Origin of the sequence: Microcoleus sp. D3_18a_C4, from assembly GCF_036702415.1 — a bacterium.
GTDB lineage: Bacteria > Cyanobacteriota > Cyanobacteriia > Cyanobacteriales > Microcoleaceae > Microcoleus.
The window spans coordinates 1-25,509 of sequence record NZ_JAUBTI010000069.1 but is presented as its reverse complement, the minus strand read 5'-3'; the positions used below and the strand labels follow the sequence as shown (position 1 = coordinate 25,509).

Annotated in this window: 30 protein-coding genes; 15 read left to right on the top strand and 15 right to left on the bottom strand. The window is 44.9% G+C overall.

The window, feature by feature from the left end; translation table 11 throughout:
• The first annotated feature begins 200 nt into the window (after positions 1–200).
• Together QUB16_RS23690 and QUB16_RS23685 are read left to right on the top strand one after the other, a co-directional pair.
• Positions 201–653: a DUF1036 domain-containing protein gene (locus QUB16_RS23690; protein ID WP_333319923.1), complete on the top strand. Its 453-nt coding sequence runs from the start codon at positions 201–203 to the stop codon at positions 651–653.
• Positions 637–837, top strand: a complete 201-nt coding sequence (locus QUB16_RS23685; RefSeq protein WP_333319921.1) for a hypothetical protein — start codon at positions 637–639, stop codon at positions 835–837. Before QUB16_RS23690 ends, QUB16_RS23685 begins: the two co-directional genes overlap by 17 nt.
• Positions 838–842: 5 nt before the next feature.
• On the opposite strand, the gene QUB16_RS23680 is transcribed toward QUB16_RS23685, so the two are convergent.
• The 3 genes from QUB16_RS23680 to QUB16_RS23670 all read right to left on the bottom strand — a co-directional run bounded on the left by QUB16_RS23680 (position 843) and on the right by QUB16_RS23670 (position 2,415).
• Complete coding sequence (locus QUB16_RS23680; protein ID WP_333319919.1) at positions 843–989, bottom strand: hypothetical protein; 147 nt, start codon at positions 987–989, stop codon at positions 843–845.
• A gap of 162 nt (positions 990–1,151) precedes the next feature.
• On the bottom strand, positions 1,152–1,949 hold the full coding sequence (locus QUB16_RS23675) for a PIN domain-containing protein (RefSeq protein WP_333319917.1): 798 nt from the start codon (positions 1,947–1,949) through the stop codon (positions 1,152–1,154).
• 19 nt (positions 1,950–1,968) lie between these two features.
• Positions 1,969–2,415: a helix-turn-helix domain-containing protein gene (locus QUB16_RS23670; protein ID WP_333103939.1), complete on the bottom strand. Its 447-nt coding sequence runs from the start codon at positions 2,413–2,415 to the stop codon at positions 1,969–1,971.
• Positions 2,416–2,973: 558 nt separating this feature from the next.
• On the opposite strand from QUB16_RS23670, the gene QUB16_RS23665 reads away from it, so the two are divergent.
• Positions 2,974–3,234 carry a DUF2281 domain-containing protein gene (locus QUB16_RS23665; RefSeq protein ID WP_333319915.1) on the top strand — a complete coding sequence of 87 codons (261 nt, stop codon included), beginning with the start codon at positions 2,974–2,976 and terminating at the stop codon, positions 3,232–3,234.
• Between the two features lie 140 nt (positions 3,235–3,374).
• Here QUB16_RS23665 and QUB16_RS23660 read toward each other — a convergent pair whose 3' ends face one another.
• Genes QUB16_RS23660 through QUB16_RS23650 form a run of 3 tightly spaced genes read right to left on the bottom strand, consistent with a single transcriptional unit; the run spans position 3,375 to position 4,080 of the window.
• The gene (locus QUB16_RS23660) at positions 3,375–3,599 is read right to left on the bottom strand and encodes a type II toxin-antitoxin system HicB family antitoxin (RefSeq protein WP_333236623.1); all 225 of its coding nucleotides are present in this window, start codon (positions 3,597–3,599) and stop codon (positions 3,375–3,377) included.
• Entirely contained in the window at positions 3,596–3,817 is a 222-nt protein-coding gene (locus QUB16_RS23655; RefSeq protein ID WP_333247763.1) for a type II toxin-antitoxin system HicA family toxin, read from the bottom strand. Before QUB16_RS23655 ends, QUB16_RS23660 begins: the two co-directional genes overlap by 4 nt.
• A gap of 32 nt (positions 3,818–3,849) precedes the next feature.
• Entirely contained in the window at positions 3,850–4,080 is a 231-nt protein-coding gene (locus tag QUB16_RS23650) for a type II toxin-antitoxin system HicB family antitoxin (RefSeq protein ID WP_333236627.1), read from the bottom strand.
• 232 nt (positions 4,081–4,312) lie between these two features.
• Between QUB16_RS23650 and purB the strand changes: the two genes are divergently transcribed.
• Entirely contained in the window at positions 4,313–5,608 is a 1,296-nt protein-coding gene (gene purB, locus QUB16_RS23645) for an adenylosuccinate lyase (RefSeq protein ID WP_333141872.1), read from the top strand.
• Positions 5,609–5,627: 19 nt separating this feature from the next.
• Here the strand turns inward: purB and QUB16_RS23640 are convergent, their stop codons facing one another.
• Both QUB16_RS23640 and QUB16_RS23635 read right to left on the bottom strand, forming a co-directional pair.
• The gene (locus tag QUB16_RS23640; protein WP_333149306.1) at positions 5,628–5,966 is read right to left on the bottom strand and encodes a type II toxin-antitoxin system PemK/MazF family toxin; all 339 of its coding nucleotides are present in this window, start codon (positions 5,964–5,966) and stop codon (positions 5,628–5,630) included.
• Positions 5,966–6,202: a hypothetical protein gene (locus QUB16_RS23635; RefSeq protein WP_333236631.1), complete on the bottom strand. Its 237-nt coding sequence runs from the start codon at positions 6,200–6,202 to the stop codon at positions 5,966–5,968. The genes QUB16_RS23640 and QUB16_RS23635 overlap by 1 nt, the downstream gene beginning before the upstream one ends.
• A 94-nt stretch (positions 6,203–6,296) precedes the next feature.
• Between QUB16_RS23635 and QUB16_RS23630 the strand changes: the two genes are divergently transcribed.
• Positions 6,297–7,022 (top strand): M15 family metallopeptidase, encoded by a 726-nt coding sequence (locus tag QUB16_RS23630; RefSeq protein ID WP_333319913.1) that lies wholly within the window; start codon positions 6,297–6,299, stop codon positions 7,020–7,022.
• A gap of 256 nt (positions 7,023–7,278) precedes the next feature.
• On the opposite strand, the gene QUB16_RS23625 is transcribed toward QUB16_RS23630, so the two are convergent.
• Complete coding sequence (locus tag QUB16_RS23625) at positions 7,279–7,602, bottom strand: transcriptional regulator (RefSeq protein WP_333319911.1); 324 nt, start codon at positions 7,600–7,602, stop codon at positions 7,279–7,281.
• A gap of 256 nt (positions 7,603–7,858) precedes the next feature.
• On the bottom strand, positions 7,859–8,698 hold the full coding sequence (locus QUB16_RS23620) for an SH3 domain-containing protein (RefSeq protein WP_333319909.1): 840 nt from the start codon (positions 8,696–8,698) through the stop codon (positions 7,859–7,861).
• Positions 8,699–8,943: 245 nt separating this feature from the next.
• Between QUB16_RS23620 and QUB16_RS23615 the strand changes: the two genes are divergently transcribed.
• Entirely contained in the window at positions 8,944–10,311 is a 1,368-nt protein-coding gene (locus QUB16_RS23615) for an NACHT domain-containing protein (protein WP_333319907.1), read from the top strand.
• 81 nt (positions 10,312–10,392) lie between these two features.
• Positions 10,393–10,638: a type II toxin-antitoxin system HicB family antitoxin gene (locus QUB16_RS23610; RefSeq protein WP_333319905.1), complete on the top strand. Its 246-nt coding sequence runs from the start codon at positions 10,393–10,395 to the stop codon at positions 10,636–10,638.
• A 24-nt stretch (positions 10,639–10,662) separates the two neighbouring features.
• On the opposite strand, the gene QUB16_RS23605 is transcribed toward QUB16_RS23610, so the two are convergent.
• Positions 10,663–11,238 carry a Uma2 family endonuclease gene (locus QUB16_RS23605; protein WP_333319903.1) on the bottom strand — a complete coding sequence of 192 codons (576 nt, stop codon included), beginning with the start codon at positions 11,236–11,238 and terminating at the stop codon, positions 10,663–10,665.
• A gap of 194 nt (positions 11,239–11,432) precedes the next feature.
• Here QUB16_RS23605 and QUB16_RS23600 point away from each other — a divergent pair, with 194 nt between their 5' ends.
• The 4 genes from QUB16_RS23600 to QUB16_RS23585 all read left to right on the top strand — a co-directional run bounded on the left by QUB16_RS23600 (position 11,433) and on the right by QUB16_RS23585 (position 15,581).
• Entirely contained in the window at positions 11,433–12,416 is a 984-nt protein-coding gene (locus QUB16_RS23600; protein ID WP_333319901.1) for an alpha-ketoacid dehydrogenase subunit beta, read from the top strand.
• A gap of 139 nt (positions 12,417–12,555) precedes the next feature.
• Complete coding sequence (gene secD, locus QUB16_RS23595; RefSeq protein WP_333319900.1) at positions 12,556–13,953, top strand: protein translocase subunit SecD; 1,398 nt, start codon at positions 12,556–12,558, stop codon at positions 13,951–13,953.
• A gap of 162 nt (positions 13,954–14,115) precedes the next feature.
• Positions 14,116–15,084, top strand: a complete 969-nt coding sequence (secF, locus tag QUB16_RS23590; protein WP_333319898.1) for a protein translocase subunit SecF — start codon at positions 14,116–14,118, stop codon at positions 15,082–15,084.
• 116 nt (positions 15,085–15,200) lie between these two features.
• The gene (locus QUB16_RS23585) at positions 15,201–15,581 is read left to right on the top strand and encodes a hypothetical protein (RefSeq protein ID WP_333295661.1); all 381 of its coding nucleotides are present in this window, start codon (positions 15,201–15,203) and stop codon (positions 15,579–15,581) included.
• 224 nt (positions 15,582–15,805) lie between these two features.
• Here QUB16_RS23585 and QUB16_RS23580 read toward each other — a convergent pair whose 3' ends face one another.
• Together QUB16_RS23580 and QUB16_RS23575 are read right to left on the bottom strand one after the other, a co-directional pair.
• Positions 15,806–17,290: an ATP-binding protein gene (locus QUB16_RS23580; RefSeq protein WP_333319896.1), complete on the bottom strand. Its 1,485-nt coding sequence runs from the start codon at positions 17,288–17,290 to the stop codon at positions 15,806–15,808.
• Between the two features lie 435 nt (positions 17,291–17,725).
• Positions 17,726–17,893, bottom strand: a complete 168-nt coding sequence (locus tag QUB16_RS23575) for a hypothetical protein (protein WP_333319894.1) — start codon at positions 17,891–17,893, stop codon at positions 17,726–17,728.
• Positions 17,894–18,200: 307 nt separating this feature from the next.
• Here QUB16_RS23575 and QUB16_RS33690 point away from each other — a divergent pair, with 307 nt between their 5' ends.
• Positions 18,201–18,311, top strand: a complete 111-nt coding sequence (locus tag QUB16_RS33690) for a helix-turn-helix domain-containing protein (protein ID WP_445251082.1) — start codon at positions 18,201–18,203, stop codon at positions 18,309–18,311.
• A 135-nt stretch (positions 18,312–18,446) separates the two neighbouring features.
• Positions 18,447–19,685: a transposase gene (locus QUB16_RS23570; protein WP_333319892.1), complete on the top strand. Its 1,239-nt coding sequence runs from the start codon at positions 18,447–18,449 to the stop codon at positions 19,683–19,685.
• Positions 19,686–19,725: 40 nt separating this feature from the next.
• On the opposite strand, the gene QUB16_RS23565 is transcribed toward QUB16_RS23570, so the two are convergent.
• On the bottom strand, positions 19,726–19,905 hold the full coding sequence (locus QUB16_RS23565; protein ID WP_333319891.1) for a hypothetical protein: 180 nt from the start codon (positions 19,903–19,905) through the stop codon (positions 19,726–19,728).
• A gap of 548 nt (positions 19,906–20,453) precedes the next feature.
• On the opposite strand from QUB16_RS23565, the gene QUB16_RS23560 reads away from it, so the two are divergent.
• Positions 20,454–20,852 carry a DUF4342 domain-containing protein gene (locus QUB16_RS23560; RefSeq protein WP_333283819.1) on the top strand — a complete coding sequence of 133 codons (399 nt, stop codon included), beginning with the start codon at positions 20,454–20,456 and terminating at the stop codon, positions 20,850–20,852.
• Positions 20,853–22,134: 1,282 nt separating this feature from the next.
• Positions 22,135–22,977 (top strand): hypothetical protein, encoded by an 843-nt coding sequence (locus QUB16_RS23555; RefSeq protein WP_333319889.1) that lies wholly within the window; start codon positions 22,135–22,137, stop codon positions 22,975–22,977.
• A 432-nt stretch (positions 22,978–23,409) separates the two neighbouring features.
• Here the strand turns inward: QUB16_RS23555 and QUB16_RS23550 are convergent, their stop codons facing one another.
• Positions 23,410–24,795, bottom strand: coding sequence for a hypothetical protein (locus tag QUB16_RS23550; protein WP_333319887.1), 1,386 nt, complete (start codon positions 24,793–24,795; stop codon positions 23,410–23,412).
• Between the last annotated feature and the right edge of the window lie 714 nt (positions 24,796–25,509).

Below are 25,509 nucleotides of genomic sequence, written 5' to 3'. Positions count from 1 at the left end.
TAAAATCCGCCCCTTGTAAATATTCTTAATAAAACTCCCGTCTTTTTCCGCCATTTTCCGCCACTCAAAAATTATGACGCCTTTGAGATTTCAGGAATAATAAAGTATAAAAAATCAATCCATCTTATATTACGGGTCAGTCTTAACTAAGACGATCGGGGTGGGTTATTAATTATTAGACCTCATTCAAGGATAAAACAATGAAGTTGAAGATTCTTGGCTCAGCGGCCATCGCAACCATAACGGGAGTATTTATGTCCACTCTAGGTCTAGTATTTACTGCTCCAGCGCGTGCAGATTTTATGGTATGTAACAGGGCGGCTAAGAAAGCTTTTGTAGCAGTGTCGTGGACCGATCCACAAGGACAAACGTGGTCTAGAGGATGGTTACAGCTTCAACCAGGAGCTTGTGGTTCAGCTTTTAATGCAAGAGTTAGCAATGCAGAAATTGGAGTTTATGCAGAAACTTTGGGTGGAGGGATCGTATCAGGCAATACTCGTAGATGCGTAATCTGGGTGCAGGTTGAACCTTCATGGAATATACGGGATGCTGGTAATCCCGCTCGCTGCCGAGGAAAAGGAAGAGAAATGAAGGCTTTCGAGATGATCCGGACTGGTAGCAGCCCTGACTATACGTATGAAGTGTTTGATTAGTAAAGTAGGGTGCGTTATCAGCGGAGTACGGAATCTTGAAAAATACTGCGATCGCTCCTCACTTACTTCACCAACAAATGAGGCGATCGCACTTATTTTACCAGTCATCCAACTAACTCAAGGGACGCGATCGCTCAGTAAAAATGAAATAGTATGCGTTTGGATTGATAATCCTTGGTATTAACAACTTTACGCAATCTGCAATCGTTTTCCCAAAGTCTGAGGTTCGGGTAGAGGTTTGCCATCTTCTTGATAGAGTTCAATCAATGTTTCTGACAATTCTTGTTCGTGTTTTACTGCTTCCTCGTAAGTGTGTCCGTGAGTGCAAGGCTGCATGACATCGGTAAACTCTCGACAACTGACAACAAAAAGTCGATCTGCTTCTGACCAATGGATGATTAGACTGTAATGGCTATTTATTCTTCTATCTCCTTCAGCTTCGGCAAATCGGTTATTTTAATCAGCTTGTTGCTCCTCAACCCTATTTATTGTTAATTCTCAATCCCAGCTTTGAGCAAATATTTGGAATGCTTTGACATCCTCTGATGAGATATTCCCTTCAATTTCCTCATTCTGAAATCGCAGAATTTCACCTCTACCATCTTTCGCAGTAATTGTAAGTGTTTTTTCTTGCTGCCAAATACGATACCGCTCTCCCTCAAGAAATTTACCGCCTTCGGGTATTTGTCTGCCGTAGTTCCTTAAGACTGTTTCCGCAGTTTGCACAATATCTAGACTATATTCATATAACAAAATATCACTAGCAAATTTGGGCATACCTGCTTTTTTTGCCAAAACTTCAAGTAATTCAGCAACAGTCTTCGGAGGTTTTTTGTACCTTTCCGACTGTTGCCGTAATAATCTCACTATTAAGTCCGGGTATTCGTCAAATAGCTCGCTCATAAACTCATCAGGTGACAGCGATTTGATGTTCCAAGGAGCTAAATCCTTTTCTTTGAAATCCACGATATTGCTGGTAACAATGACATCACCCTTGGCTGTTACAGCAGCAGCAAGAACATGACGGTCTTTAGGGTCATTTTTCATGATTTGCTCTAAGCCGACAGGTACTTCAATTATTGCTTCGGGAAAGGCTGCATGGATCTCCGCTTCAAGATGGATTGCTTTCTCCTGGCATAATATCCCTTGGCGGACAAGGTTGCTCATTGCCTCATCAAGGATTTTCTGCGACCAATACGGTAAATACAGACCAGCCTCGGCGGTGGAAAGCAGAGTATCGCGCAGATACATAGGAAACAGGACACAAGCATCGAGGACAACACTAAGCTTAGACATATTAATGTTGGAATTATTTCTATGCCTCGTACAAACCAGCTTCTTCGGTCATCTCGATTAGCCGATCCAAGTGTTTGCGACGTTTGTTGTCTCGATGTTCTTTATATAAAGTTAAATCCTCCAAACGAATACGTCGATGCTTTCCTACTTTGATACAAGGAATTTCTCCCTGGTCTAGTAACTTGACCAGAAATGGTCGGGATACATTCAGAATATCAGCAGCTTCTTGTGTTGTCAGTTCGTGATTGTGAGGTACTAGAGAGATAGCTTGACCTGATGCCATTGCACGCACAACCTGACGCAAAATGCTGTAGACTGATTCAGGAATTACTATCTCTTCTCCGTTACTTCCGACTAATTTTGGTTGTGCAAATTCGTGGCTGAGAATCCGATCTAATTTTGCTATTTCTTCTTGTTTTTGTTCGGGAATCAAAACTGACTCAAGCGATGCTTTTTGGTTCAACATAATTAATATCTTTTTTGATGTGATTGTTTTTGAAGCACAGAGTCAATAGGGTGGTATAAATTGGTATAATCACCGGTTTAAACCGCTGATTATACCAGACCCCGTTTTATTGGTCAGCAGACAGAATCTGCGATCGGGCAAAACCTGTGCAGCCATTACTGGAATGGTATATAAGTATTTGGCCGGCATATACTTGGTTGTTTCCTTGACGATAACACTTACCGCGCCATAAACGCAATATCCGAAACAAACGAAATATTCAAATTCCCCAAGGGGACAGTTCGATCGCCCGAAATTCCCCATCCCGACTGAAGACAGAGGCTTCGCAGATGTACAATAGGACGATCGCACTCTCCGACTCCAAGCGCGATCGATCCCTACACCCTGCCCCAAGTGGGCAACATCAGATAGAACGCAGTAAAAAACTAGAAACAGGTTTATTGCAAGCTGGTTTTCGGCCAGTAGCAAGTGTTGAAATCAATGGTGCTTTTGTTTCAAGATGAGCATCGATCGCCAAAGAATAACGGATAATGAGACTATCGCCAACATTGAGGGAAGATGACTTCTCAAACGATCGAACTTTTGGAAGAGTTGCTAGGCAAGTTACAGCACTTACTCCCGGAAAATCAGCAGCTTTTGTTAACTTTTGCAGAGTTTTTGCTGGAACGACAGATGCGATCGATCCCCGAAAACACTTCAGTTGAAGCTGCACCTCCTCCTGGGCAACAACGAGTTTTGGGTCTGCATCAAGGGATGGGCTGGATGAGTGAGGATTTTAACGAGCCACTTCCTGATGCGTTTTGGTTGGGTGAAGCATGAATATTTTGCTGGATACGCACGTCTTGATTTGGCTGGCGATCTCTCCCCAAAACTTATCGCAACAAGCGACGAATATTATCACCGATCCAACTCATACTTTATTTACGAGATTGGTTCGACTGATATTTATTTGAACAAATTTATGCAGCCTGAAATAATCGTTCTAGCTTCTTAGTTGCTGGCAATGCTTTACCTTCAGCCTGACAACTCTCGATTAGTAACTCCAGTACCTCTCGTGCATTGTAGATAGCTTCTTCATAAGAATCTCCGTGAGTTACCGGCTGCATTACATCCTCAAATTCAGGCAAAAACACGACAAAGCACCGATCTTCTTCTGACCATTGGATAACAACTGTATATTTCATGGTTCTGTTTCCTCTGCTTCGATTTGCCTTAGCGCCTCAAGTGTTTCGTTGACTGACTTCTCTAAATATAGTTTAGCATCATTTCCGTCTTTGCCAGCTATGATAATTACCTTGGCTAATTTGGGATGCTTCCACTTACTATGACTGCCTTTTGCTGGCTGACAAACGAATCCTGCTTTTAGTAATAGGCTTTTCAATTCTCTAATCTTCTTAGGCATAAGCGAATGGTACCAGACATTGTACAAAACTTTTACGCTATCTGTAATCGTTTCCCCAAAGTCTGAGGTTCTGGTAGAGGTTTGCCATCTTCTTGATAGAGTTCAATCAAGGTTTCTAACAATTCTTGTCCGTGTTTTGCCGCTTCTTCGTAAGTGTGTCCGTGAGTGCAAGGCTGCATGACATCGGTAAACTCAGGCAAACTGACCACAAAAAGTTGATCTTCTTCTGACCACTGGATGATGAGACTATAATGGCTATTCATGGTTATAGGCGAATAGAGAAGAATGCCAGCTACTGAGGTTTAGGATATTGTAGCCGATCGCCCAAACGACAAAAACCGAGTTGATTTAAGAAACCGGGTTTTTAGCAAATCTGCGGGCTGAAACAAAGTATTTTCGTAAAAAACCCGGTTTCTGGGCCCCATGCTAAATCCTATGGCTCTCGCATCCCCACACAGATGTACAATGGTTGGATCGCATTCCCCAACTCCCACCGTGATAGAGCGCTACACTTTGCCCGAAATGGGCAACATCTGGACTGAAACCGCCAAACTGAAAACCTGGCTGCAAGTAGAAATCGCTGTCTGCGAAGCTCAAGCCGAACTCGGCTACATCCCCGCCGCCGCAGTCGAAGAAATCAAAGCTAAGGCTAATTTTGACCCCAAACGAGTCCTCGAAATAGAAGCGGAAGTCCGCCACGACATGATCGCATTCTTGACAAATGTCAACGAATATGTAGGCGATGCTGGCCGCTACATTCACCTCGGCTTAACCAGTTCCGATGTGCTCGATACTGCTTTGGCGCTGCAATTAGTCGCCAGCGTCAATATCTTGTTAGAACGTGTCGAAGAATTGAGTCAAGCTATTCGCTATCAGGCCCAACAACATCGCAATACCGTCATGGTTGGCCGATCGCACGGAATTCACGCCGAACCCATCACCTTTGGCTTTAAACTAGCAGGATGGCTGGCAGAAGTCTTTCGCAGCCGAGAAAGATTGGTGAATTTGCGATCGTCGATTGCAGTCGGCAAAATCTCCGGCGCAGTCGGAACCTATGCTAATATTGACCCGCGAATTGAAGCGATCGCCTGTCAAAACCTCGGACTCGAACCCGATACCGCATCGACTCAAGTCATTTCGCGCGATCGACACGCCGAATACGTCCAAACCTTAGCACTCTTAGCAGCATCGATCGAGCGTTTTGCAGTAGAAATCCGCAACCTGCAACGCACCGACGTTCTCGAAGTCGAAGAATTCTTTTCCAAAGGGCAAAAAGGCTCATCCGCCATGCCCCACAAACGCAACCCGATTCGATCGGAAAGACTCACAGGGATGGCGAGAATCGTCCGCGCCAACGCCGTCGCAGCCTTAGAAAACGTAGCGCTTTGGCACGAAAGAGACATCTCTCACAGTTCCGTAGAACGAATGATTTTGCCCGACAGTTCTACAGTAACTCACTTCATGTTAGTAGAAACCACAGACTTAGTAAAACACCTGCTAGTCTATCCCGAAAACATGAAGCAAAACATGAACCTTTACGGCGGAGTCATCTTCAGCCAGCGCGTGATGCTAGCCTTAGTAGAAAAAGGCACGAGTCGCGAAGACGCCTACAAAATTGTGCAATCTTGTGCTCACGAAGCTTGGAACAAACCGGGCGGCAATTTCTACAATTTAATAGCTAAGGACGATCGGGTAACAGCTAAGATGACGACCAAAGAGATTGATGATTGTTTCGATCCGCAGTATCAATTGAGGCACTTAGATTTAGTGTATCAGCGCTTGGGAATTTAAAAATCTTTTGAATTTCCTACTAAAGATACAAGATGGAGCGTAATCCTTCATCTATTTCTTCCTGTAAATCCTGTGGGATTGTGCCAATGCACTCAATTAAAAACGTTTTGTCCACAGTAAAAAGCTGAGAAATATTAGCCACAGAATCCTTGGGTAAACCTGTGGCTTTACTCGGTAACGAGACATTACCTGGTGCTTCCGCTAACCGCAGATTAGAAGTAATGATGACGACGATTACAGTGCTAATCCGACTCTGAGTAAAAGTATCATCCTGAACAATTAAGACGGGACGACGATATCCAGGTTCTGAAGCAACTGGAGAGGGCAAGTTTGCCCACCAAATTTCTCCGCGATACATTACCAATCCTCATGGGGTAAGGACATAAATTGCATCTTTGCCAAGACAGGATCTAGTTCAGAGGACTCTTCAGAATAGACTTGATTTAGTTTGCTCAAAATTCGCTCGCGGTTGTGTCGCCGCAGATACGCCTGCAATGCTTTTGTATAAAGCTCACTGCGCGATAACCCTAACTGACTAGCCAAAGCCTCGGCTTCTTCAAAAACTAAATCTGGAAGTGAAATTGCAGTTTTCATAGCTCCCCTTGCTGTCACGGTGACATCATAATATTGGTTATAGCATAGAACAACGACCTCAATCTACTTTTTAACACTCACAATCCCAACAACTATGAAATTTAATCGTTTTGGAAAATACTTAATCGCATTTATGCTAATGTTGCTATGTGCGCTCGGTCTGCACCATATAACATTTGTCCGCGCCCAGGAGCCGCCACAAGTGCAAATTACCCAACCAGAACCAAACCCAGTAGTACCTGAAAGTATTTTCATGAGTCAACTTCCCAGTGGCGCGCGACTGGTTGACATCCGCAGCGTAAATCCCAACATTCGCCTCGATATCCGATACGCCACTACTAACAATTTCTTGAAACGAAAGCTTTACCCGATATCGAAATGCGCCTTGAGAAGTTCTGTTGCTCAAAATTTAGGGCTAGTTCAAACAGATTTGGAAAAAATCGGATTGGGTTTGAAAGTTTACGATTGCTACAGGCCTTTCTCTGTCACTAAGCAAATGTGGCAAGCTTGGCCTGATCCGCGCTATGTTGCTAATCCTGCTAGGGGTTCGCGGCACAATCGCGGTGCTGCTATTGATTTGACTTTAGTCGATCGCACGGGCAAAGAATTAGAAATGCCCACACCTTACGATGATTTTACCGAAAAAGCTCACGGAGATTATCAAGGCGGCAGCGCCGAATCTCGGAAAAATCGTCAAGTGCTTAAGGATGCGATGAAAAAACACGGATTTATGGGTATCACAACTGAATGGTGGCACTTTGATTCGGAAGATTGGCAGAAGTTTGCGATTCTTGATATATCGCTTTCCGAGATTCCTTAATTACTAGAGTAGCGTCTACGAGGCACTACAAGATACAAGGGCCCGATCGTTCATCGGTTAATGAAGCTCTACATCGCACCAATCCCGCCGTCAGAAAGAATTGTGTTAGCAGGCGATCGCACCCGGAAAGTCGAGACCGCTTGCCAAAACCCTTCAATAACGTATTTAATACGCTGTAAAAATAAGTCGCGCTTCGGAATTTGTTCGGCAGTTAGCGTGGCATTGAAATATTGAATAAATGGATATTTTTCTCTGGTTAAGACGATTTCCGATACTTCTGCTGTCCTGCTCTTTTTTTACGAGCGATCGCTTCATAGGGATCTTCATCCCCTTCCGCATATTGCATCAACTCTGTCATAGACCAACCGATAGCATAGGCAAACTGAACTAACTTTTGCAATCTGGGATCGGCTTTGCCCTCGTTCCAGTTCACCAGCGTGTTGAATGAAACTCCTGTAATCCTTCCTAGTTCCCTAGAACTACCAACGCGCTCATCCTCCACCAACGCCTCTATTAACTGACCGAGACGTTTATGGATTCCAGTATCGAGTGCTAGATTTTCCTCTACTTTTGTTGACATTCCTGTTTTCTACTAGCTAAGGAGTTACCGCAGGCATAATTGTATCGCCTCTATTATACCAGAATAACTCGTTTTACAGTCAATCAACGCAGCCAAAAATACAAACAAAGTCGGGATAGGGCATTGCCACGACTCGCTTGACTGACGACGCAGAGGGGACGTAAGACTACCGAAGGTAGCAGACCCCAAAAAAGCGTCAAGAATCATAGTTCGACTACGCTCACTAACCACCGCAAATGAAAGGGCGGTGAGTATGTCAACGCACCTGTACCGAAAATTCGTATTCGTATCCCCGGAAGTTTGAGTCTAGTTGAAATGTATAATTGCCAGTAACAGGGATTTTTCCAGTCCACTCAGTTAGATTTTCTTCATAAGGATTTCCTGCTAAAAGTTTGCCACCCGGAGCTATAATTTGCGGGAAAACATCTTTCCGAGTCCTAACAGTCATTGTTTGACCTTTTATAGCGCGAATCCGGTAAGAGTGGCTGCCGCCGCCGATAATTCGACCTTTAACAATTGCCTCATCTCCTCCCGGCCGAAAATTAATCTGCTGGTTGACGTTAGAACAACTGCTTTCGGTGCGGTTTTTGGCAATCCAACCGGGCGGATCTGTAATTCGCAGCCAACCGTTTTGTTCTTCGGCGACTGAAACAAAGGTATTATTTTTAAGTTTTCCTACTATTTGGCTGCCCCTTACTTGCGGGATCGATCGCACATTTAGCGGTGGATTCGGATCGCTGACAACAGCTTGGGTGATTTTGCAACCAGAATTGGGCGGTGTGACAACTACTGGCTCAACTTTTTGCCCAGAGACTCCTGCAACTAGCGAGGATTGAAGTCCTGGTGTTTTGGCTGGTTGAGATTGAGATGGGGGAGATTCAGCAGCCTGGGTTTGTGCTTGCAGAGGTTCTGGTTGCCGAGATTCAGGGTTGTTCGTCGGCCCTGCAATCTGGTTTCTGGTGGATGCGGGCGATTCTGCAAGGGGAGGATTGGATTGTTTCATCGCACCCGACTGTATAGTGGCAACAGCTACTCCCACCGCTGTTGCCACTCCTGCTAAGCTTACTGTGATGATTTGACCCTTCGTAAATGACATAAAAAACCCTCTCTGTATCTATACTAATAATTTTTGTTTAGGAGTTGGGGCGATCGCCAGTTAATTTATAGTGGAAATACCTAGTGCGGGTCACTGGGTCATGATTTTTAGATAAAATTTCAGATCCATAATTGTCGCAATAATTTGAGTCAATATATACTGGACGCCTGTACTGATGGTAATCTTGCTCTGGGGTATTTGCGCGCAAATTTGCGAAGGTAAGCGTTCAGCGCGAGGTACATAAAATGTCAAAATTGATTCCTCTGAGATTACAACCGCCTCGCGATCGATTGTTGGAGGAGGTGAAGCAGGAAGTCCAAGCAGGCCTCGCGCAGTCTTTGCACGCTGCTGTGCTCGCTAACCTCAGCCAAGACTCGTCGCCTGTTGGTGTTAACCGCTGTTGGGATGTGGAAGTGAAAGCGGGCAACCGTCCGAGTTTTCGGCTTCCTCCCAAAGCAAGCATTGCCAAAGTGTTCGATCGCACCGGTGGCAAATTGGTAATTTTGGGAGCGACGGGTGCAGGCAAAACTACGACGCTGCTAGAATTAGCTCGCGTGTTAATTTCCCGCGCCCAAAAAGATGCTAGTTTTCCAGTACCAGTGCTGTTTGAACTCGGATCGTGGAAAGCAGAATCTGGGGCGATCGCAGATTGGTTAATTGCTCAACTTCAGTTCAAATACCGCATCTCTCCTGCTGTCGGCAAAAAATGGCTTGCCGAACAACAATTGCTGCCTCTACTCGACGGCTTGGACGAAGTAGAAACCCACCGCCAAAATATCTGCATTCAAGCAATTAATCAATTTGTTGAAAGCGAATTTAAACCCAAACATTTAGTAGCTTGCAGCAGTTTTGAAGCTTACAAAAACTGCGAGACTAGATTTCGCCTACAAGCAGCGGTTTTATTGAAACCTTTAACAGAAACTAAAATTCAAAATTATCTGCTAGAAGCCCGAAGCCGCGAACTTTGGTACAGCATTGAGCGCGAGCCGGAGTTGTTGAAATTGGCAAAAGCTCCCTTGCTTCTGAGCATGATGGCTCTGGCTTACGACGATATTTTAATTGAAGCTTGGAAGCGCATTACTTCCGCAGAAGAACAACGCAAATATCTGTTAACTGCCTATATTCGCCACCAAATCACCGGGGAAGTCAAGCAGTATCCCAGAGGTAAGGAACTGCGGCCCGAACAAATTCGCCACTGGCTGGGATGGTTGGCGAGAAGGATGGAACAGGAAGGAATTCAAGAATTTTACCTCGATCGCATACCGTCTAGCTGGCTGCAAACAGACGAGGAACGGCGCAAGTATCAGTTTGGAGTTAAGCTGGTTGGTGGGCTGATTTGGGTGCTTTTGGGATTAATTGCCGGCCTAGTCTCAGGGTCGATTTGGGGATTAATTGCGGGTGCTGTTGCTGCGGTAATTAGTGCTTTGTTGCCGGGAATTCCGGGGATTGAAAGGTTTATATTGCACCTCGTGCTGTGGTCGAAGGGCTACATTCCTTGGGATTACAGGCGTTTTCTCGATGCTGCGGGCGATCGCTTGTTGCTGCAAAAAACGGGCGATCGGCGTTATCGATTTATCCACGATTTATTGCAAAAACATTTTTCGGAAATCTAAATGCCGGAACTTGACAAAAACAAATATAATGGATGTAACTGTGAAGGAGATTCCAATACTCGACAAGCAAAAGGAAACTCAATGGCTGTAAAATTCCTTCTGAGCGAATACGTTGACAAAGCAATGGCTGAGGCTATGTATGACAAACTTGAAGATCGTAGCTTTGTTGGGAAAATTCCTGTTTGCAAGGGAGTCATCGCCTTTGGTTCAACTTTAAAGGAGTGTCAAAATGAGTTGCGATCAACTTTGGAAGACTGGATTTTGCTAGGGTTGAATTTGCGACATCGAATGGCCGTCATTGACAATATTGATTTAAATTGGGAATAGCTTGTCAACTACCACACACTCATCCTAAAAAAAAGTTGGTGGTATTTTTGCCATCTGAAATAGCTGTTCTGCCGTAAATTCTAATCCATCAAAAAGTGTATCTGTTAATAGCGTATCTCCCCTATAAGTCTGCGGTGCTGCATCGGGGTAAAAAACTGTAATGCTTCTCGCCTTGCTATCTACTATCCAAACCCGCAATACCTTAGCATCTAAATAATCTCTCGCTTTAGCAGCTAACTGACCGAAAGTTTGTTCGGGTGAAATAATTTCTATGACTAATTCGGGGACGACAGGACAGGCTTCATCTTGATTCCAGTCAGGAGATAAGCGTTCGTAAGAAACATATAAAAGATCGGGTACTGGCACCCAGTCTCGCCCCAGTCTGGTTAATCTTACCGCCCATTCTACACCAATTTCTCCCCGTTCCTCACCCCACTGTTCGAGGATTTTTATTAGGCTTCTGGTGAGGCGAGAATGAAATTTTTTAGGTGACATCTTCGGTACTGCTTGCTCGTCAATAAGTTCGTAGGTAATATCGCCTTCTCCTTCGGGAAGAGCGAAAAACTCTTCCAGAGTTAGTTGAGTTTTTGTCTGGAGCATAATATTCCTCTGCTGTGGGCAGGCAAGTTAGTATTATTTTAACTTAAATATTCATTGACATAATACAAATGTTATGATAAAGATTGGCAAAATCTCAGGTTTTAACTGCCGAATTTGCGATCGACTCCTAGATCGACACCCCCAAAAGGTTAATATTCTAGTCTGACCCTCCTGCAATCATTGCTTAACCTCCTATGGCAGAAACCTTACTTTTCAACGCCCTCCGCGAGGCGTTAGACGAAGAAATGGCCCGCGACTCCGCCGTATTCGTACTCGGCGAAGACGTAGGTCAATACGGCGGTTCCTATAAAGTCACCAAAGACCTCTACAACAAATACGGCGAACTTAGAGTGCTCGACACCCCGATCGCCGAAAATAGCTTTACAGGCCTAGCAGTAGGCGCAGCAATGACGGGACTGCGGCCGGTCATCGAAGGCATGAACATGGGCTTTTTGCTGCTGGCATTCAACCAAATTTCCAACAACGCCGGAATGCTGCGCTACACCTCCGGCGGCAACTTCAAAATGCCAATGGTAATTCGCGGGCCCGGCGGCGTGGGCCGGCAACTCGGCGCGGAACACTCCCAGCGCTTAGAAGCATATTTCCAAGCAGTACCGGGTTTGAAAATAGTCGCCTGTTCGACTCCCTACAACGCCAAAGGACTCTTAAAATCAGCCATCCGCGACGATAACCCCGTTCTGTTTTTCGAGCACGTTCTTCTTTACAACCTCAAAGAAAATTTGCCAGAAACAGAATATTTAGTGCCGCTGGACAAAGCAGAAATTGTGCGATCGGGTAAAGATGTCACAATCGTGACATATTCGAGGATGCGGCACCACGTCATGCAAGCCGTGCCAGCCCTGATAAAAGAAGGTTACGATCCAGAAGTAATCGACCTCATTTCTCTCAAACCCCTAGACATGGAGACCATCGGCGCATCCATTCGCAAAACTCACAAAGTAATTATTGTAGAGGAGTGCATGAAAACAGGAGGCATCGGTGCCGAACTAATTGCCTCAATCAGCGATCGATTTTTTGACGAACTCGACGCACCGGTTTTGCGCCTGTCTTCACAAGATATTCCCACACCTTACAACGGCAATTTGGAAAGACTGACCATTGTCCAGCCCAATCAAATTGTTGAGGCAGTCCAAAAAATGGTAGCTTTGCGAGTATAAATAGTGATTAGTCAGCTAATCTGTAGGTTGGGTTGAGGAACGAAACCCAACACTCATTAAATTGGATGTTGGGTTTCGTGGCTCAACCCAACCTACTACTAACTCAAGCCAACCTACTAATAATGACTAATAAATAAATATGCAAAAACAACGTTCCCTATTAGCCCTAATTTTTGTTTTAATCATCGCCGCTATTACTGTAATAGTAACTATTCCGACGCGGCTGGGATTAGACTTGCAAGGAGGGTCGCAACTCACAATTCAAGTAAAAACTACCCCCACAATTCCCAAAATTGACCAGGGAATGTTAGAAGCAGTGCGGCGGATTGTCGAAAACCGGGTTAACGGTTTGGGTGTTTCCGAAGCATTAGTCCAAACAGTAGGAGAAGACCAAATTCTCGTGCAGTTGCCCGGAGTAAATGACCCGCAGCAAGCAGAACGAGTTTTGGGCGGCACCGCCAAGCTAGAATTTCTGGAACAACTGCCCGGAACAGAAACACAATTAGCCATTGAGAGGCAGTTGCAACAGGAATTGCTGGTCAAACAAGAAGAATTGAAAACTCGCCCGAATGAGGCAGCAATTAAAGAAAATCAGGCTGCTTTGAAAAGAAGCAATGAGGCGATCGCCAAACTATTCAAAAGCAGCGGCCTCGGCGGCGAAAACCTCAAAGATGCTCAACCTCAACCCTTGGCGGCTGGGAACAACTGGAACGTTGCCCTTGTTTTCGATACCAAAGGAGGCGAACTCTTTGCCCAACTCACTAAAAATTTAGCAGGAACCGGACGCAGTATCGGTATTTTCCTAGACGAAAGAATGATCAGTTCTCCAGTCGTCGGCGTTGAATTTGCCCAAACAGGAATTACTGGTGGGAGTGCCGTAATTCAAGGCAACTTTACAACGCAAGAAGCCAACGATTTAGCAGTGCAATTGCGGGGCGGGGCTTTGCCTGTGCCGGTCGAAATTGTAGAAAACCGCACCATCGGCGCTAGCTTGGGTAAAGACAGCATTCAAAGCAGTATTAACGCAGGTATCGGCGGCTTAGTTTTAGTCTTGATTTTCATGGTTGCCTACTATCGACTCCCCGGCGTAATTGCTAATATTGCGCTGTTAATTTATGCTCTGTTAACTTGGGCAGCTTTCGTGCTTTTGGGAGTGACATTAACGCTGCCGGGAATAGCTGGTTTTGTGCTCAGCATCGGGATGGCTGTGGATGCTAACGTGCTGATTTTTGAGCGCACGCGGGAAGAGTTGCGGGCGGGGAAATCGCTTTATCGATCTGTAGAATCGGGTTTTTACCGCGCTTTTTCCAGCATTTTAGACGGCAACGTCACAACAGTTATTGCTTGTGCTGCTTTGTTCTGGTTAGGCGCAGGTTTAGTTAAAGGGTTTGCTGTAACTCTGGCATTGGGGGTGGCAGTGAGTATGTTTACTGCGCTCACTTGCAGCCGCACTCTGCTGTTCGTAGTATTGAGCTTTCCAGCATTGCGGAAACCTCAGTGGTTCTGTCCCGATTTGTCGAAAACTGCTAATAGCTAATGGGTAATTGGTAATTGGTAATTGGTAGTTGGTAATCGCTAATATTGGTCAACTACAAACCGCTAAAAATTAGTTGTAAATTAATTACCAATGCCCAATGCCCAATGCCCTGTTTGGCCAATGCCCAATTCCCAATTCCCAATTCCCAATTCCCGCTAAATTATGAAATTCAGTGTAATCAAATATCGATCGCTCTGGTGGAGTATTTCCGCCGCTATAATCCTTGCAGGTATAGTGTCGATGGCGATTTCTTGGACTCGTCCAGACATCCGCGCACCGCTGCGCCCCAGTTTGGACTTTATCGGCGGCACTCGGCTGCAATTTGAACTCGACTGCACAAAACCGGAAAATTGTAAACCCATCGATCTTGCTGCTGTCCGTGAAGTCCTCGACGCCCAAGGTTTAGGTGGCAGCAGCATTCAAGTTATCGGCCAAGAACAGCGCGGTTTGTCGCTGCGAACAAAAACTTTGGATGTCGAACAGCGGACTAATTTGCAAACAGCTTTGAGCGAAAAGATAGGCGCTTTTTCTCCTCAATCTACTCAAATTGATACGGTTGGGCCTACCCTCGGCAAACAGTTGTTTACTTCTGGTTTGCTGGCTTTGTTGGTTTCTTTTGCTGGAATTACTGCTTATCTGACATTCCGATTTCAGTTGGATTATGCCTTTTTTGCTTTTGTGGCTGTGTTTCACGACGTGTTGGTCACGCTTGGGGTTTTCTCGTTTTTGGGTTTAGTTCAAGGAGTGGAAGTTGACAGCTTATTTGTGGTCGCGCTCTTGACACTTATCGGTTTTTCTGTTAACGATACCGTGGTAATTTACGATCGCGTGCGCGAAGTAATCAAGCTAAATCCCGGACAGTCGATCGATCAAATTGTCGATGATGCTGTCATGCAGACGCTGGGAAGGTCAATTAACACAACGTTTACCACGCTGCTGACATTGTTTTCAATCTTTTTGTTTGGTGGCGAAACCCTCAAATACTTTGCTTTAGCTTTGATTGTCGGTTTTATTGCTGGTTCGTATTCGAGTATTTTCGTTGCCAGTACGCTACTAGCTTGGTGGCGCAGTCGCACCGGTCACTCTATTCCCGTGCCCGCAGAAGGAATCAACCAGTCAGAGGAAGTTTAATTGACTGTTGACGGTTAACTGGTGACGGTTAACTGTTGACGGTTAACTGTTGACTGACTAATAATAAATCATCAATAACTAATGACAAATGACAAATGACAAATAACAAATAACAAATGACTACTGACCAAACTTTTGAAATTGAAGTCCAAAGGCTTCACAAACTAACAGTTTACGGCCGCTGGTTAACAGTGATATTGCTGTGGATTAGCGTCGGTTCTTTGAGCATTTGGGGTTTGCGCCGCGAAATCGCTTTGTGGTTAGAACACTTCACTTGGGCGGCAGTGCGCTACGGTTTATCTTTTCATCGCTGGCCCACTCTCGGTTTGGGTTTGTGCTTGGGAATGACTTTAGCTGTGCTAACTTGGCAAAGTCGCAATATGGTGCGAGGATTGCCCCTGCGGGAAAAACAGGGTTTGGAACAACAAGTTCGCCGCATTCGCCAACAGGGGCCGAGTCATCCTTTGTGGAAGTGGGTTTGCAAAGGTTCGCGGTAGCTGACGGGCTTTATTCTTTAGTCTCAAGCCAGAGGAACGAAAGTTTGACCCGAAGCGGTTTCAACAGCCGAGTCCCTAACTTTAGATTGCTTCTTCCATCTGCCTTCTGCCTTCTGCCTTCTGCCTTCTGCCATAAGCTGTTCGACATTCAAACTGCACTATTTGTGGGCCAGACCCCATACTGCAAGGGGTTGAGGCAATAAATTTAAATGACTAACAGCTTATCACGCAAAGCGAGGCAAAATCTGTGCTATGGAAGACTGTTGAAGTGGAATTTCGATCGCAAATTCTGCTCCTTTTCCCGGTTCCGAAAAGCACTTCAATGCGCCGCCGTGTTGGTTGACAACAATTTCATAGCTAATCGACAGTCCCAAACCCGTTCCTTGGCCGACCGGCTTAGTAGTAAAGAAAGGGTCAAACAACCGCTTCCGAACATCTTCTGCCATCCCCGGCCCGTTGTCAGAAATTTTAATTATTACCTTTTTTTTCTCAATTAACTCGGTGCGAATGCGAATCGTAGGAATCAGGCGGGTAGAGTTAGAAAGTGATAATTGAGTCGTTGTACAAGACTGCTTTTGGTCGCCTAAGTGCGACTTTTGAGGGGTGTTTTTCTCAAAAATTTCGTATTTATTAGACTCAACAAGAACGTAAATTGCATTAAGTAAAATATTCATAAATACCTGATTGAGCTGTCCGGGATAGCACTGCACCAGTGGCAAGTCGCTGTATTCTTTGTGAATTTCGATCGCCTCGTGCCCCGGTTTCGCTTTAAGCTGGCTTTGCAACAGCATAATCGTGTTGTTGATACCGTCGTGAATGTTGACCTGCTTCATTTCAGCTTCGTCTAATCTGCAAAAATTCCGCAGCGACAAAACGATGTCGCGCACTCTTTCTGCACCTTGCTGCATAGAACTTAAGACTCTTGGCAAGTCTTCTAGCAAATAATCGAGTTCGATTTTTTCTGCTTCCGCTTCAATTGCTGCGATGGGTTCGGGACAGTGCTGTCGGTAGATGTCAAGCATCTGCATTAAAGCTTGCGTGTACTCTTTAGCGTGGTGCAAATTGCTATAAATAAAGCCGATAGGATTGTTGATTTCGTGAGCTACTCCTGCTACTAACTGCCCCAAAGAAGACATTTTCTCTGTTTGAATTAGTTGAGTTTGAGTGCGCTGAAGTTCCAGCAGGGCAAGTTCGAGCTGTTGGGCTTGATGTCTCAATTGCGCTTGCGACTCTCGCATCGCCACGGTTGATAACTCGTGAATTTGCAACTGAGAAAGCAGCAGTTGGTGTACGTCTAAAAGTTTGTAAGTTTCCGGTTCTACTTGTACTACAATTGGTTCGTGGATGAGTTCGGGCGATCGCTCCAAAGACTGTCGCACTGCCGTCATAATTGAGGTTTCGCGATCGAGAACCAACATATCAGTTTTAGTAAAGCGGTAGAGTATGAACAAAGGCTGTTGAGAAAATAACTCCAAGCTGTAGGGGCGGCTCATGTGTTCAAAATAACGCCGCCGCGAAATCATCCCTATAAACTTTCCTTGCTGAGTGATGATGATGCCCGGAACTAAAGGGTTTGCTTGAAAAACTTTAGCAACTTCGTCCCCCGGACACTCAGATTCTAGGAGAAAGTCATACAGGGTTAATTCCTGTAGAGTCGATCGCAAACCAAGCGGCGATTTTAGGGGACTCAACCCGTCAGTTTCATACACTGCTCCCTCCTTTGGTAATTGGCAGATGCGGTTGGCTGCTGGAGTCTTGCCTACTATTTAGACGGCCTTTTCAACTCTTTTTATAGCTTAGTTATCAACTTCCCTCTGCTCCCTGGAATCCAGTTAATTCAGCAGGATTATTTTTTGCCTTAAATCGTGCTGGTGTCCCCCGAAACGATATTGCAGGTTAGATTGATTTAACAGCAAACACCCCTTTGAAACCTGACTATGTAGGAAATTTTATATATCCAAGATTTTACTAATCCGAATATAACAGTCATAACTATTTTTAATGTTTGATGACATTAATTTGGTTCAGATGGATAGACATCTGCGACCTGTGGCAGTACATTTCGTATTACCCCTTGCGTAAAATTATATTACCATAAGACAAGAATAGCGACAAATCGGCCGCCGATCGCCCGATTTTTAAATTCAGGCAAAACAGGTTTCCGGCAATTGCCAATAAATCTCAATTGTCAGTTTTTTTGCATAAATGCCGATCGCACTCAACCCGAAGATTGTATTGTAGGTAGTCTCCGAGCCAGGGACAGCCGATGGCGAGCAATTTGTCAAGTTCGGCAGCTTATACTTTAGCCGCATGGACACTCCAAAGTTTCACCGACGAAATTTTTCCCGGCAGATGCTAAAGTTGTGCGATCGCAACTAAAACTCACCAAAAAACTGGGTCTGAAGCCCCGTCGTTCTACGACGGCTTTTTATTGATTTTCCAGTTTCCTAATCAACCCTCTGAGTACGTCTGATTGAGAGCGCATTGTCTTTGTACAGTAACGGGCAAGAATTTCAGCTTCTTGAGAACTGATGCGTATATGCAATCTCTTATCTTTTTCCATAAATTCCACGATGTGTACTCAGTTTATGTGTACAATATAGCAAGGAGGTAAAAACAATGCAACGCTGGAACTACAAGTTAAAACCAAACAAAGAGCAAGCCGCGCTCATGGCCCAATGGCTTATAACACTGCGTAAGCACCGTAATTATTGTCTGAGAGAACGCTGAGCGCGGCTGGGAGACTAACAACAGAAATGTTGAAACGCCTCGGAGCTATCTTTTGGGTCTTATTGCGAAATAGACACCCGTTTAGAAGTTGGTGCTGTGTGTCCTCTTAGTTGTCCGGTTGTCAAGCATGGCGTTATGTCTGCAACATTAACCAAGACCAGTAAAAAGCTAGGTCTGTGTTGGGATAGCGCTGGGGGTGTTCAAAGTAAGAGAACTACTGAGTTAAGAAAAGAAAACGAGTGGTACAGCCGTATTGATTCAGATGTGTTGCAGCGAAACCTGGCTAAACTAGATACTGCGTTTGCAGGTTTTTGGAGTCATAAAAGAGGCTTTCCGGCTTACCGAAAAGCCTCTAATTTCAAGACCTTCGAGTACAAACCGGGGCGTTGCAAGTTTGAAAACAACCGAGTTTATCTTCCTGGTATTGGTTGGATGAAATACTTCAATAGCAGAAGTTTTCCATTCAATGTAGAAATCCGAACTGTAACCGTCAAGCAAAAAGGGACATATTGGTACATCAGTGTACTGCTTGACGACGGAGTGAGACTGCCAGAACTTATCGAACCTAAGTCAGTTGTTGGGATCGATGTAGGAATAAACAAGCTTGTGTCCCTTTCAGATGGTAGCTTTATTGAGAATATAGCTGTTGCAACAAACTATAGAACAGCTCGACGATTAGCGATAAGAAATCGTGCTGCCAGTCGCAAGCAAAAAGGCTCTAGCAACAGGAAAAAAGCACAGGTCAAGCTGTCTCAAACCCAACACAAGCTAACCCAAAAAAGAGACGGATATAACTGGAAAGCTGCCGATAAGATAGTTAAAACGGCTGATGCTGTAGCGCAAGAAAACCTAAAAATAACCAACATGGTTAAACGCGCCAAACAATCGCACGATGGAAAAGGAGGTTATAGGAAGAATGGTGCTGCTGCCAAGAGTGGACTTAATAAAAGAATCCTAGATTGTGCTTGGGGGGATATTTTTGGAAAAATAGCGTGGCTAGCTGCGAAGTCAGGCAAGCCTGTATTTGCAGTTAACCCCCGACACACTTCTCAAGAGTGTCCTAAATGTGGACATACAGAGAAAGGCAACCGAGACGGAGAAAAGTTCGTGTGTCGCGCCTGTGGTTATGCTGAACACGCTGATACAGGAGCCTCTAGGAAAATAGCCAAGAAAAGCGGTTTATCATTTCCGCGTAATCAAAAAAGACTACCTGCAGACTGCGGGAAAGTAACGCCTTTGGAAATATCAATCCCTCAGTGGGTTGAGCCTAGGAACCTTAATTTATCGGTTAACTCGCAGTTATCTAATGTAGAAAGCGGTTATCCAGAAAAAAGGATATCCGGATTAATTTCCGGAGAATCCCCGCTGCTTTAGCATGGGGAGTGTCAAATTCCACACATCCGCTTGATGTGCCTTAAAACTTTCCCGAAAAGTACCGTCGGGCCACCAACTTGAGATTCAAATTCTGTCGCTGGCAAATCCGACACCGAGAATCAAGAGGAAGCAGAAAAAATAATTCTATTTTACCCGACTTTTCCCCAACTTCAACTTCAATTTGAGGAAGTTGGTTTGGTTGCGATAATATTTCGCTCATTATTATTTCTTCTCCCCCTTGATTTTAGGCAATTCTCATTAGAAACTCTAAGATGTTGATTTGAGGAACATCGGGGGGTGGGGTTTGGTTGGGCGATCGCACTGAGCTAAATTGAAATGACATTGGAGGAAAGTAAGCGACGGTTTCCATGTGCGGTTTCCCGAACGAGAGGTGGTAATTCTATACACGGCGGGACGATCGTACTTTCAGTACAATGTCAGTATTTCAACCTGTACACCTGTTGAGTCTGAGCCTCAGAGAGTGTGAAAGTCGCTCTCATCCTTTCGCTGTCTGGATTGGAAGTTTTTCAATGCTTAGGCGGTGCGAGGGTTAGAAGCAGACAGTTAACTAAACCGCACAAGGAGAGAGGGACAGATGGGATAAGCCCAGAAGCGAGAGAGTGAGGGAATTTTCATCATCATACCTTCACAAAATCACGACAGCAGCAGCAAGATCACCCAAAAGAATGATTGATTCAAAACAAGTTGCGTGTTATATTTCAATCTAATTCTATACAAAAATACTTTTACCTTAAAGGAGAACAAAAAATGGACACACCTACAGAACGCCTACAAGAACCAGTCGGGACAAGAGAACTCGAATCAATACCTGTATCTGACAAAGTTTCGGCCGACAAAATTAGTGAAGTTAATTTTGAAACGACTCCTTTAGAAACCCCTACTTATACTCAGGAAAAAGTTAGCGTCGAGGAGTTGAAGATTAACGGGGACGATTTGGTTGCTAAAGTTAAAGAACTGATTCACGAAGGAAATATCCGCCGCATCATTATCAAAAATGAAGAGGGACGGATTTTGGTAGAAGTTCCTCTGACAGTGGGAGTAGTCGGTGGAGTCATCGGTGCGGCCTTGTTTCCAGTCATTGCTGCTGTAGGAGCTATAGGTGCATTAGTCGCTCACCTTACCATCATCATTGAAAGAACCGAGTAAAAAAACTCAGTTGTCAGAAATGCTGATGTCCGGTTAATTTCCCGTAATAAAGCTTGTTTGTAGTGAGTACGACTATCCTCGGTTGATGGATGACAAAAAACTTGTCTTACTAAAAACTTAATTGTGGTTATCTAACCGGACTTAAACAAGCTTCAAGCACCAACCGGCTTGATAAATAGATGGCTAGTAAATGTTATAAGCTGTTGTGCATTTAAATTGAATGTCAAAAAATAATCTAAGCTTTGTGGGGAGTAGGGGTTGGGCCTAAGAGCCCGCCCTAAATATGCAATTTAAATGCGTGACAGCTTAACTCCCTTCTCTTTTTTCCCGATTTCTCGGATGACATGAATTGTCTTCCCACTGCGGCTGTAAAGTTGCCACTTGTAAGGGTGTCATGAATCATCTATAGCAATCCTCGCATCATTTGTGAATTTCTTACTCCCTCCCCTTGGGTTCGGGGAGGGTTGGGGTGGGGTAAAAAATTTACGACTCCTGCAAGGATTGCTATATGCTTGCACAGCAAGCATTATAAATAACTCATTTAGCCGGTCTTCTTTGTTGAAGTCCGGCTAATTCTATTCCTTTGGGGACTCGGGCAATCACTCTGGGGGTAGAGCCTGGTTAATATATTGGCAAGTTAGATTGGATACAAATGAAGGAAAAACCAAAAGTTCTCTAAACTCCCTAAGCAGAAAGCTGTTAAGCATTTAAACTGGGTATGAGCAAAATGCCAAATGGTTACACATGAATCTTGCCGGAATCTTGCCTGAATCTTGACAGTGAATCGAAGTAAGTCAGGAACCTCAGCCTAAAGGCATGAGGCTTGAAAGAGAAATCTAACAAGCCATTCTGACCAGACTAAGGCTTAACTGCCTACGTTATTTAGGTCATGACATCCTGGGATGCGAAGCTAGTCCCTTGCTCTGTCGCTAGTGGTTAAACAGTTTTAAGGTCACTAAAACAGTGCTGCTAGCCGGCGCAAGCCTTTATAACATTGTCGAAGCTAACATTACCCCGTAAGGGAGGCTACTTAGGTAGCAAAACGCTATGCGTACAGGGTTGGGAAGTTCGAGACGGTAACTGTCCCGTTGAAAGTGCAACACAAAGGTACACCGAACCAACCAACTCCAAGGCGGTAGCAAAATATAAAGCCGTCCTATAAGGACGGGGCTTCAGACCCAATTTCTTGGTGATTCAAATGCTAAACAGCTTAGCTCAAGTTTTCCAACCAGAGCATCTCCTACAGACAAATATTTTTTGAATAGTTGTGGCGAAGATAATTATGAAACCTAACGAAGAAAATAGCTCTAGCCGTGAAATTCATCAAGAAGTTCACACAGATGCAACTAACGGTCATGTCAGTACAACGCGAACCACTACAAGTGTTCCGAGTACAACTGCGAAGGCTTCTAAAGAAGCAGCTCATCACCAAGGTTATGTACAGGGTCAAATGGCGGAAAACCACCGCCAACTTGGAGTCCAAGAAGTCCGCGATAATGAGAATGCAGGTCGCGGGTTACTGTTAGGAATTCTTCTTGCTTCTTTGGCAGGTTTAGTTCTGGGCAGTGTATATTACTTCAATCGGAGCGAGGAGGCTCCTACTCCAACTGCTGCTCCTGTGATTGTTGTACCGAAAGCGAATCAGCCTTCAGCAACACCAGCTCCGACTCGGACTATAGAGAGAGAAAAAACGATCATTCAAAAGATTGTTCCGGTTCCGGTTCAACCCTCTCCAGTTCAAAAGGCTACGCCTGCTCCTCAACCAAGTCCAGCTCAAAACGCAACTCCGGCTCCTCAACCAAGTCCGGCTCCCAATATCAATATTACAATTCCAAATTCACAGCAGCAAGATGCACCCGCTCAACAAGCAGCGCCGGCACCATCTTCGCCGTCAAATAATACCAATACTACGGTTCCCAATCCGCAGGATGAGCCAGCTTCCACTCCGCCAACTGCAGCACCTGAGAGTTCAGCTACTCCATCTCCAACTCAAGATGAGGGCGCTCCTGGTGCAGGTACGAGCGGCGAAACTAATACCGAAAGCCGGAGCGAGTCTAATCCTACGGATACGGCTGTACCTGAAAGCAACTCCGGCGCTGAGGGTGCGACTGGTTCACCGCAATAAAAGTTGGATGTCGAATTAGTCCGCCAGGGGTTCAAACCCCTGACTCATAGCTAAAGTCCTTTAAAGCTGATATTTGGCACCATTGTCACCAACAGGCAAGATGCCTGTTCCACAAGAAAATTTATATTTTGTGGAACAGGCCGGAAAGCCTGTTCCTAAAAGGCTTATTGAGAATGGTGCAACATATTAGTTAAAGAGGACTTTTTTTTAGGGTTTAAAGTGAAATCTTGCACCATTATCAATAAGCCTGCTATAGGCGGGATCTCCTGCCCAACCCCCACTCCCCACAAGAAAACTCATTCTTTGTGAAACAGGTGCGAAAGCCTGTTAAGCGAGAATGGTGCAACATCTCAGACTAACCGGACATTGTGGCTGAACTCAAGAAACCTGGTTTCTGCGATGGAAAACGTTTTAAGATTGTGCCCACCTATCCTAAGAAACTGTTTGGTGAACGAATTTAACTTTCCCTAAAGCCGTCTTCCTGCTGTCAAAGAGTTTCATCACGCCGGAGGTGATGGTCTCGATGACATCGGGAGCGCAGTAAGAGAGAAACTCTTCCGAGGAAGTAGGATCGGCAAAAAACTCTTGAGCTTTCTTCAAAAAGTTTTCTGTTTCAGCAAAGCCGATAGATTTGATAATAAACGTAGAAACCGGGGAGTTTTTAATATCATAGCGCGATTCTTGATTGCGTCCTATTTCTAGCAGGTCTAACACTTCTCTTTGTAACTGACTGTCTAAGGGGTAGGCGCTCTGTCTGTTGGGCAAGTAATCCTCCAAAACTGAGGTTTTAAATCCTGGTGTGCGTAATTCTCCCATCATAGTTGAAAGCGGAATATCGCGCCCCAAACGGTAGGAAAGAGCTTCTAAAATGGCGATAGTAATTAGCTTTACCCCCAGATAAAGTTTAGCAACTTCGATATTTTTGCGAGTTCGGGCAATCAGGTTAGCGTAGGTTTCATCGTCCGGCTCTTGCATAAACTGCTGGAAAACCAGTTCGGGTTTGAGGAAGTTCAAAAATCCTTCCATTTTTTGCAGAGACTTGCGATATCCGGCAACAGTATAGGAATTAACATTGGTCAATTCGTGGTTAGTTTCTGGCATCAAATTCCAGGTATTGTCTAAGAAATTAGAGGAATTTCGAGAGGCAAAATTCTCGACATCTCTATTTGCTAACCTGACAGCACGCTTGACAATCTCTACAATTTCTGCATGGCTCCATCCCAAGTTAAAATCGCGATTCGCACTTACCAAACGCTGGTACAAAAGTTCGATCGCACTCAAACCCCTCGGCGAAAGGGGACGAAAAGGGATAGTAGCTTCGATGCAAGCTGTTATCTCCGCGATCGTACTAGCTGGCAAAAAAGGCTCCAAACATTTGGCAGCAATAACGGCACTCAAAAATTCGTTTTGGCCGGCAAACGGAGAGAGAGTCTTGCCGGGAATAAACCCAAATACTGAGGCTACTAGCTGATACATGGCATCGTCGGGCAGTTCGGTTTCATCTCTAATAACTAACTGCGATCGCACCTCTTTGACAAAAGGACAAAGGGCGCTGCTAATATTGAAACTAACCCCCTGATCGACTTGCACGTACACGAGGTCGTGAAACAGCGCGGCCAGCACCTCGATCGGATCGACTGACCCCCCGACCTCAAAAATGTGTTCCGACGTGTGAAAGTAGCGCCAAGGCCCTCTCATCGTTTGAATAATTAGCTCGGCTATCTGCTCCAGCTTTGGAATGTCTACGCGACCTCCCAATTGCTCGATCGAGCTTACCAAGCAATCCAAGCACCGTTTTTGTTCTGCGAAAAGCTCCATTTACACACCTCCAGTGCATTCCCTGATTGTCTTGCGCTTGATTGAATGGTATCAAAACGCGCTGCGATCGTGCCATAATTCGTCACTCAAAAATTTCAAATTTTAGGGTGAAACAGGGAGAGGGGGCGAGAGAAAGAGGAAGAGCGAGGAAGAGCGAGGGAGAGCGAGGGAGAGAGAGAGCGAGAAATTAAATATTAAAAATTCTGCCGTTGTGGAGCTTCGGGCAACTTGGGCGATCGGTATCATAAATTACAGTAAAAATGACAAAAAGTGGGTAAAAACTTGATAAAGTTTTGAGGAAATTATGAGGGATTTTTGACAAAAGCTGTGGGTGGGTGGCATTGACACCAGCTTCAAGCTGCGGTGGTATAAATACTGCGTGTGGCCTCAGAATAAGATTCCTAGACGTGCTGATAAACTTCAGTTGATTAGCTTTCGGGCAGTTGGTCTAAAGCTTCGTCGCTCGCCACTTTAACTGCTGCCTTGGTTTGCTGTGACCTCCCCCAATCTAACACTAACAGAACTTACACAACTGTCACCAGTGAGCCTGGCACCATGCACCAAAAAATCAGACAATAAACATGGGAACATCGGGGCGTTTCCGTGGCTCAATTAAATAATTGGACAACATCAATCGAGCTTAGGAATGAGAATTAAATAACTTCCACAAGTTTGTGGGATGGGCGTCCCGCCCGTCCTTTTTGGACGGGCGGG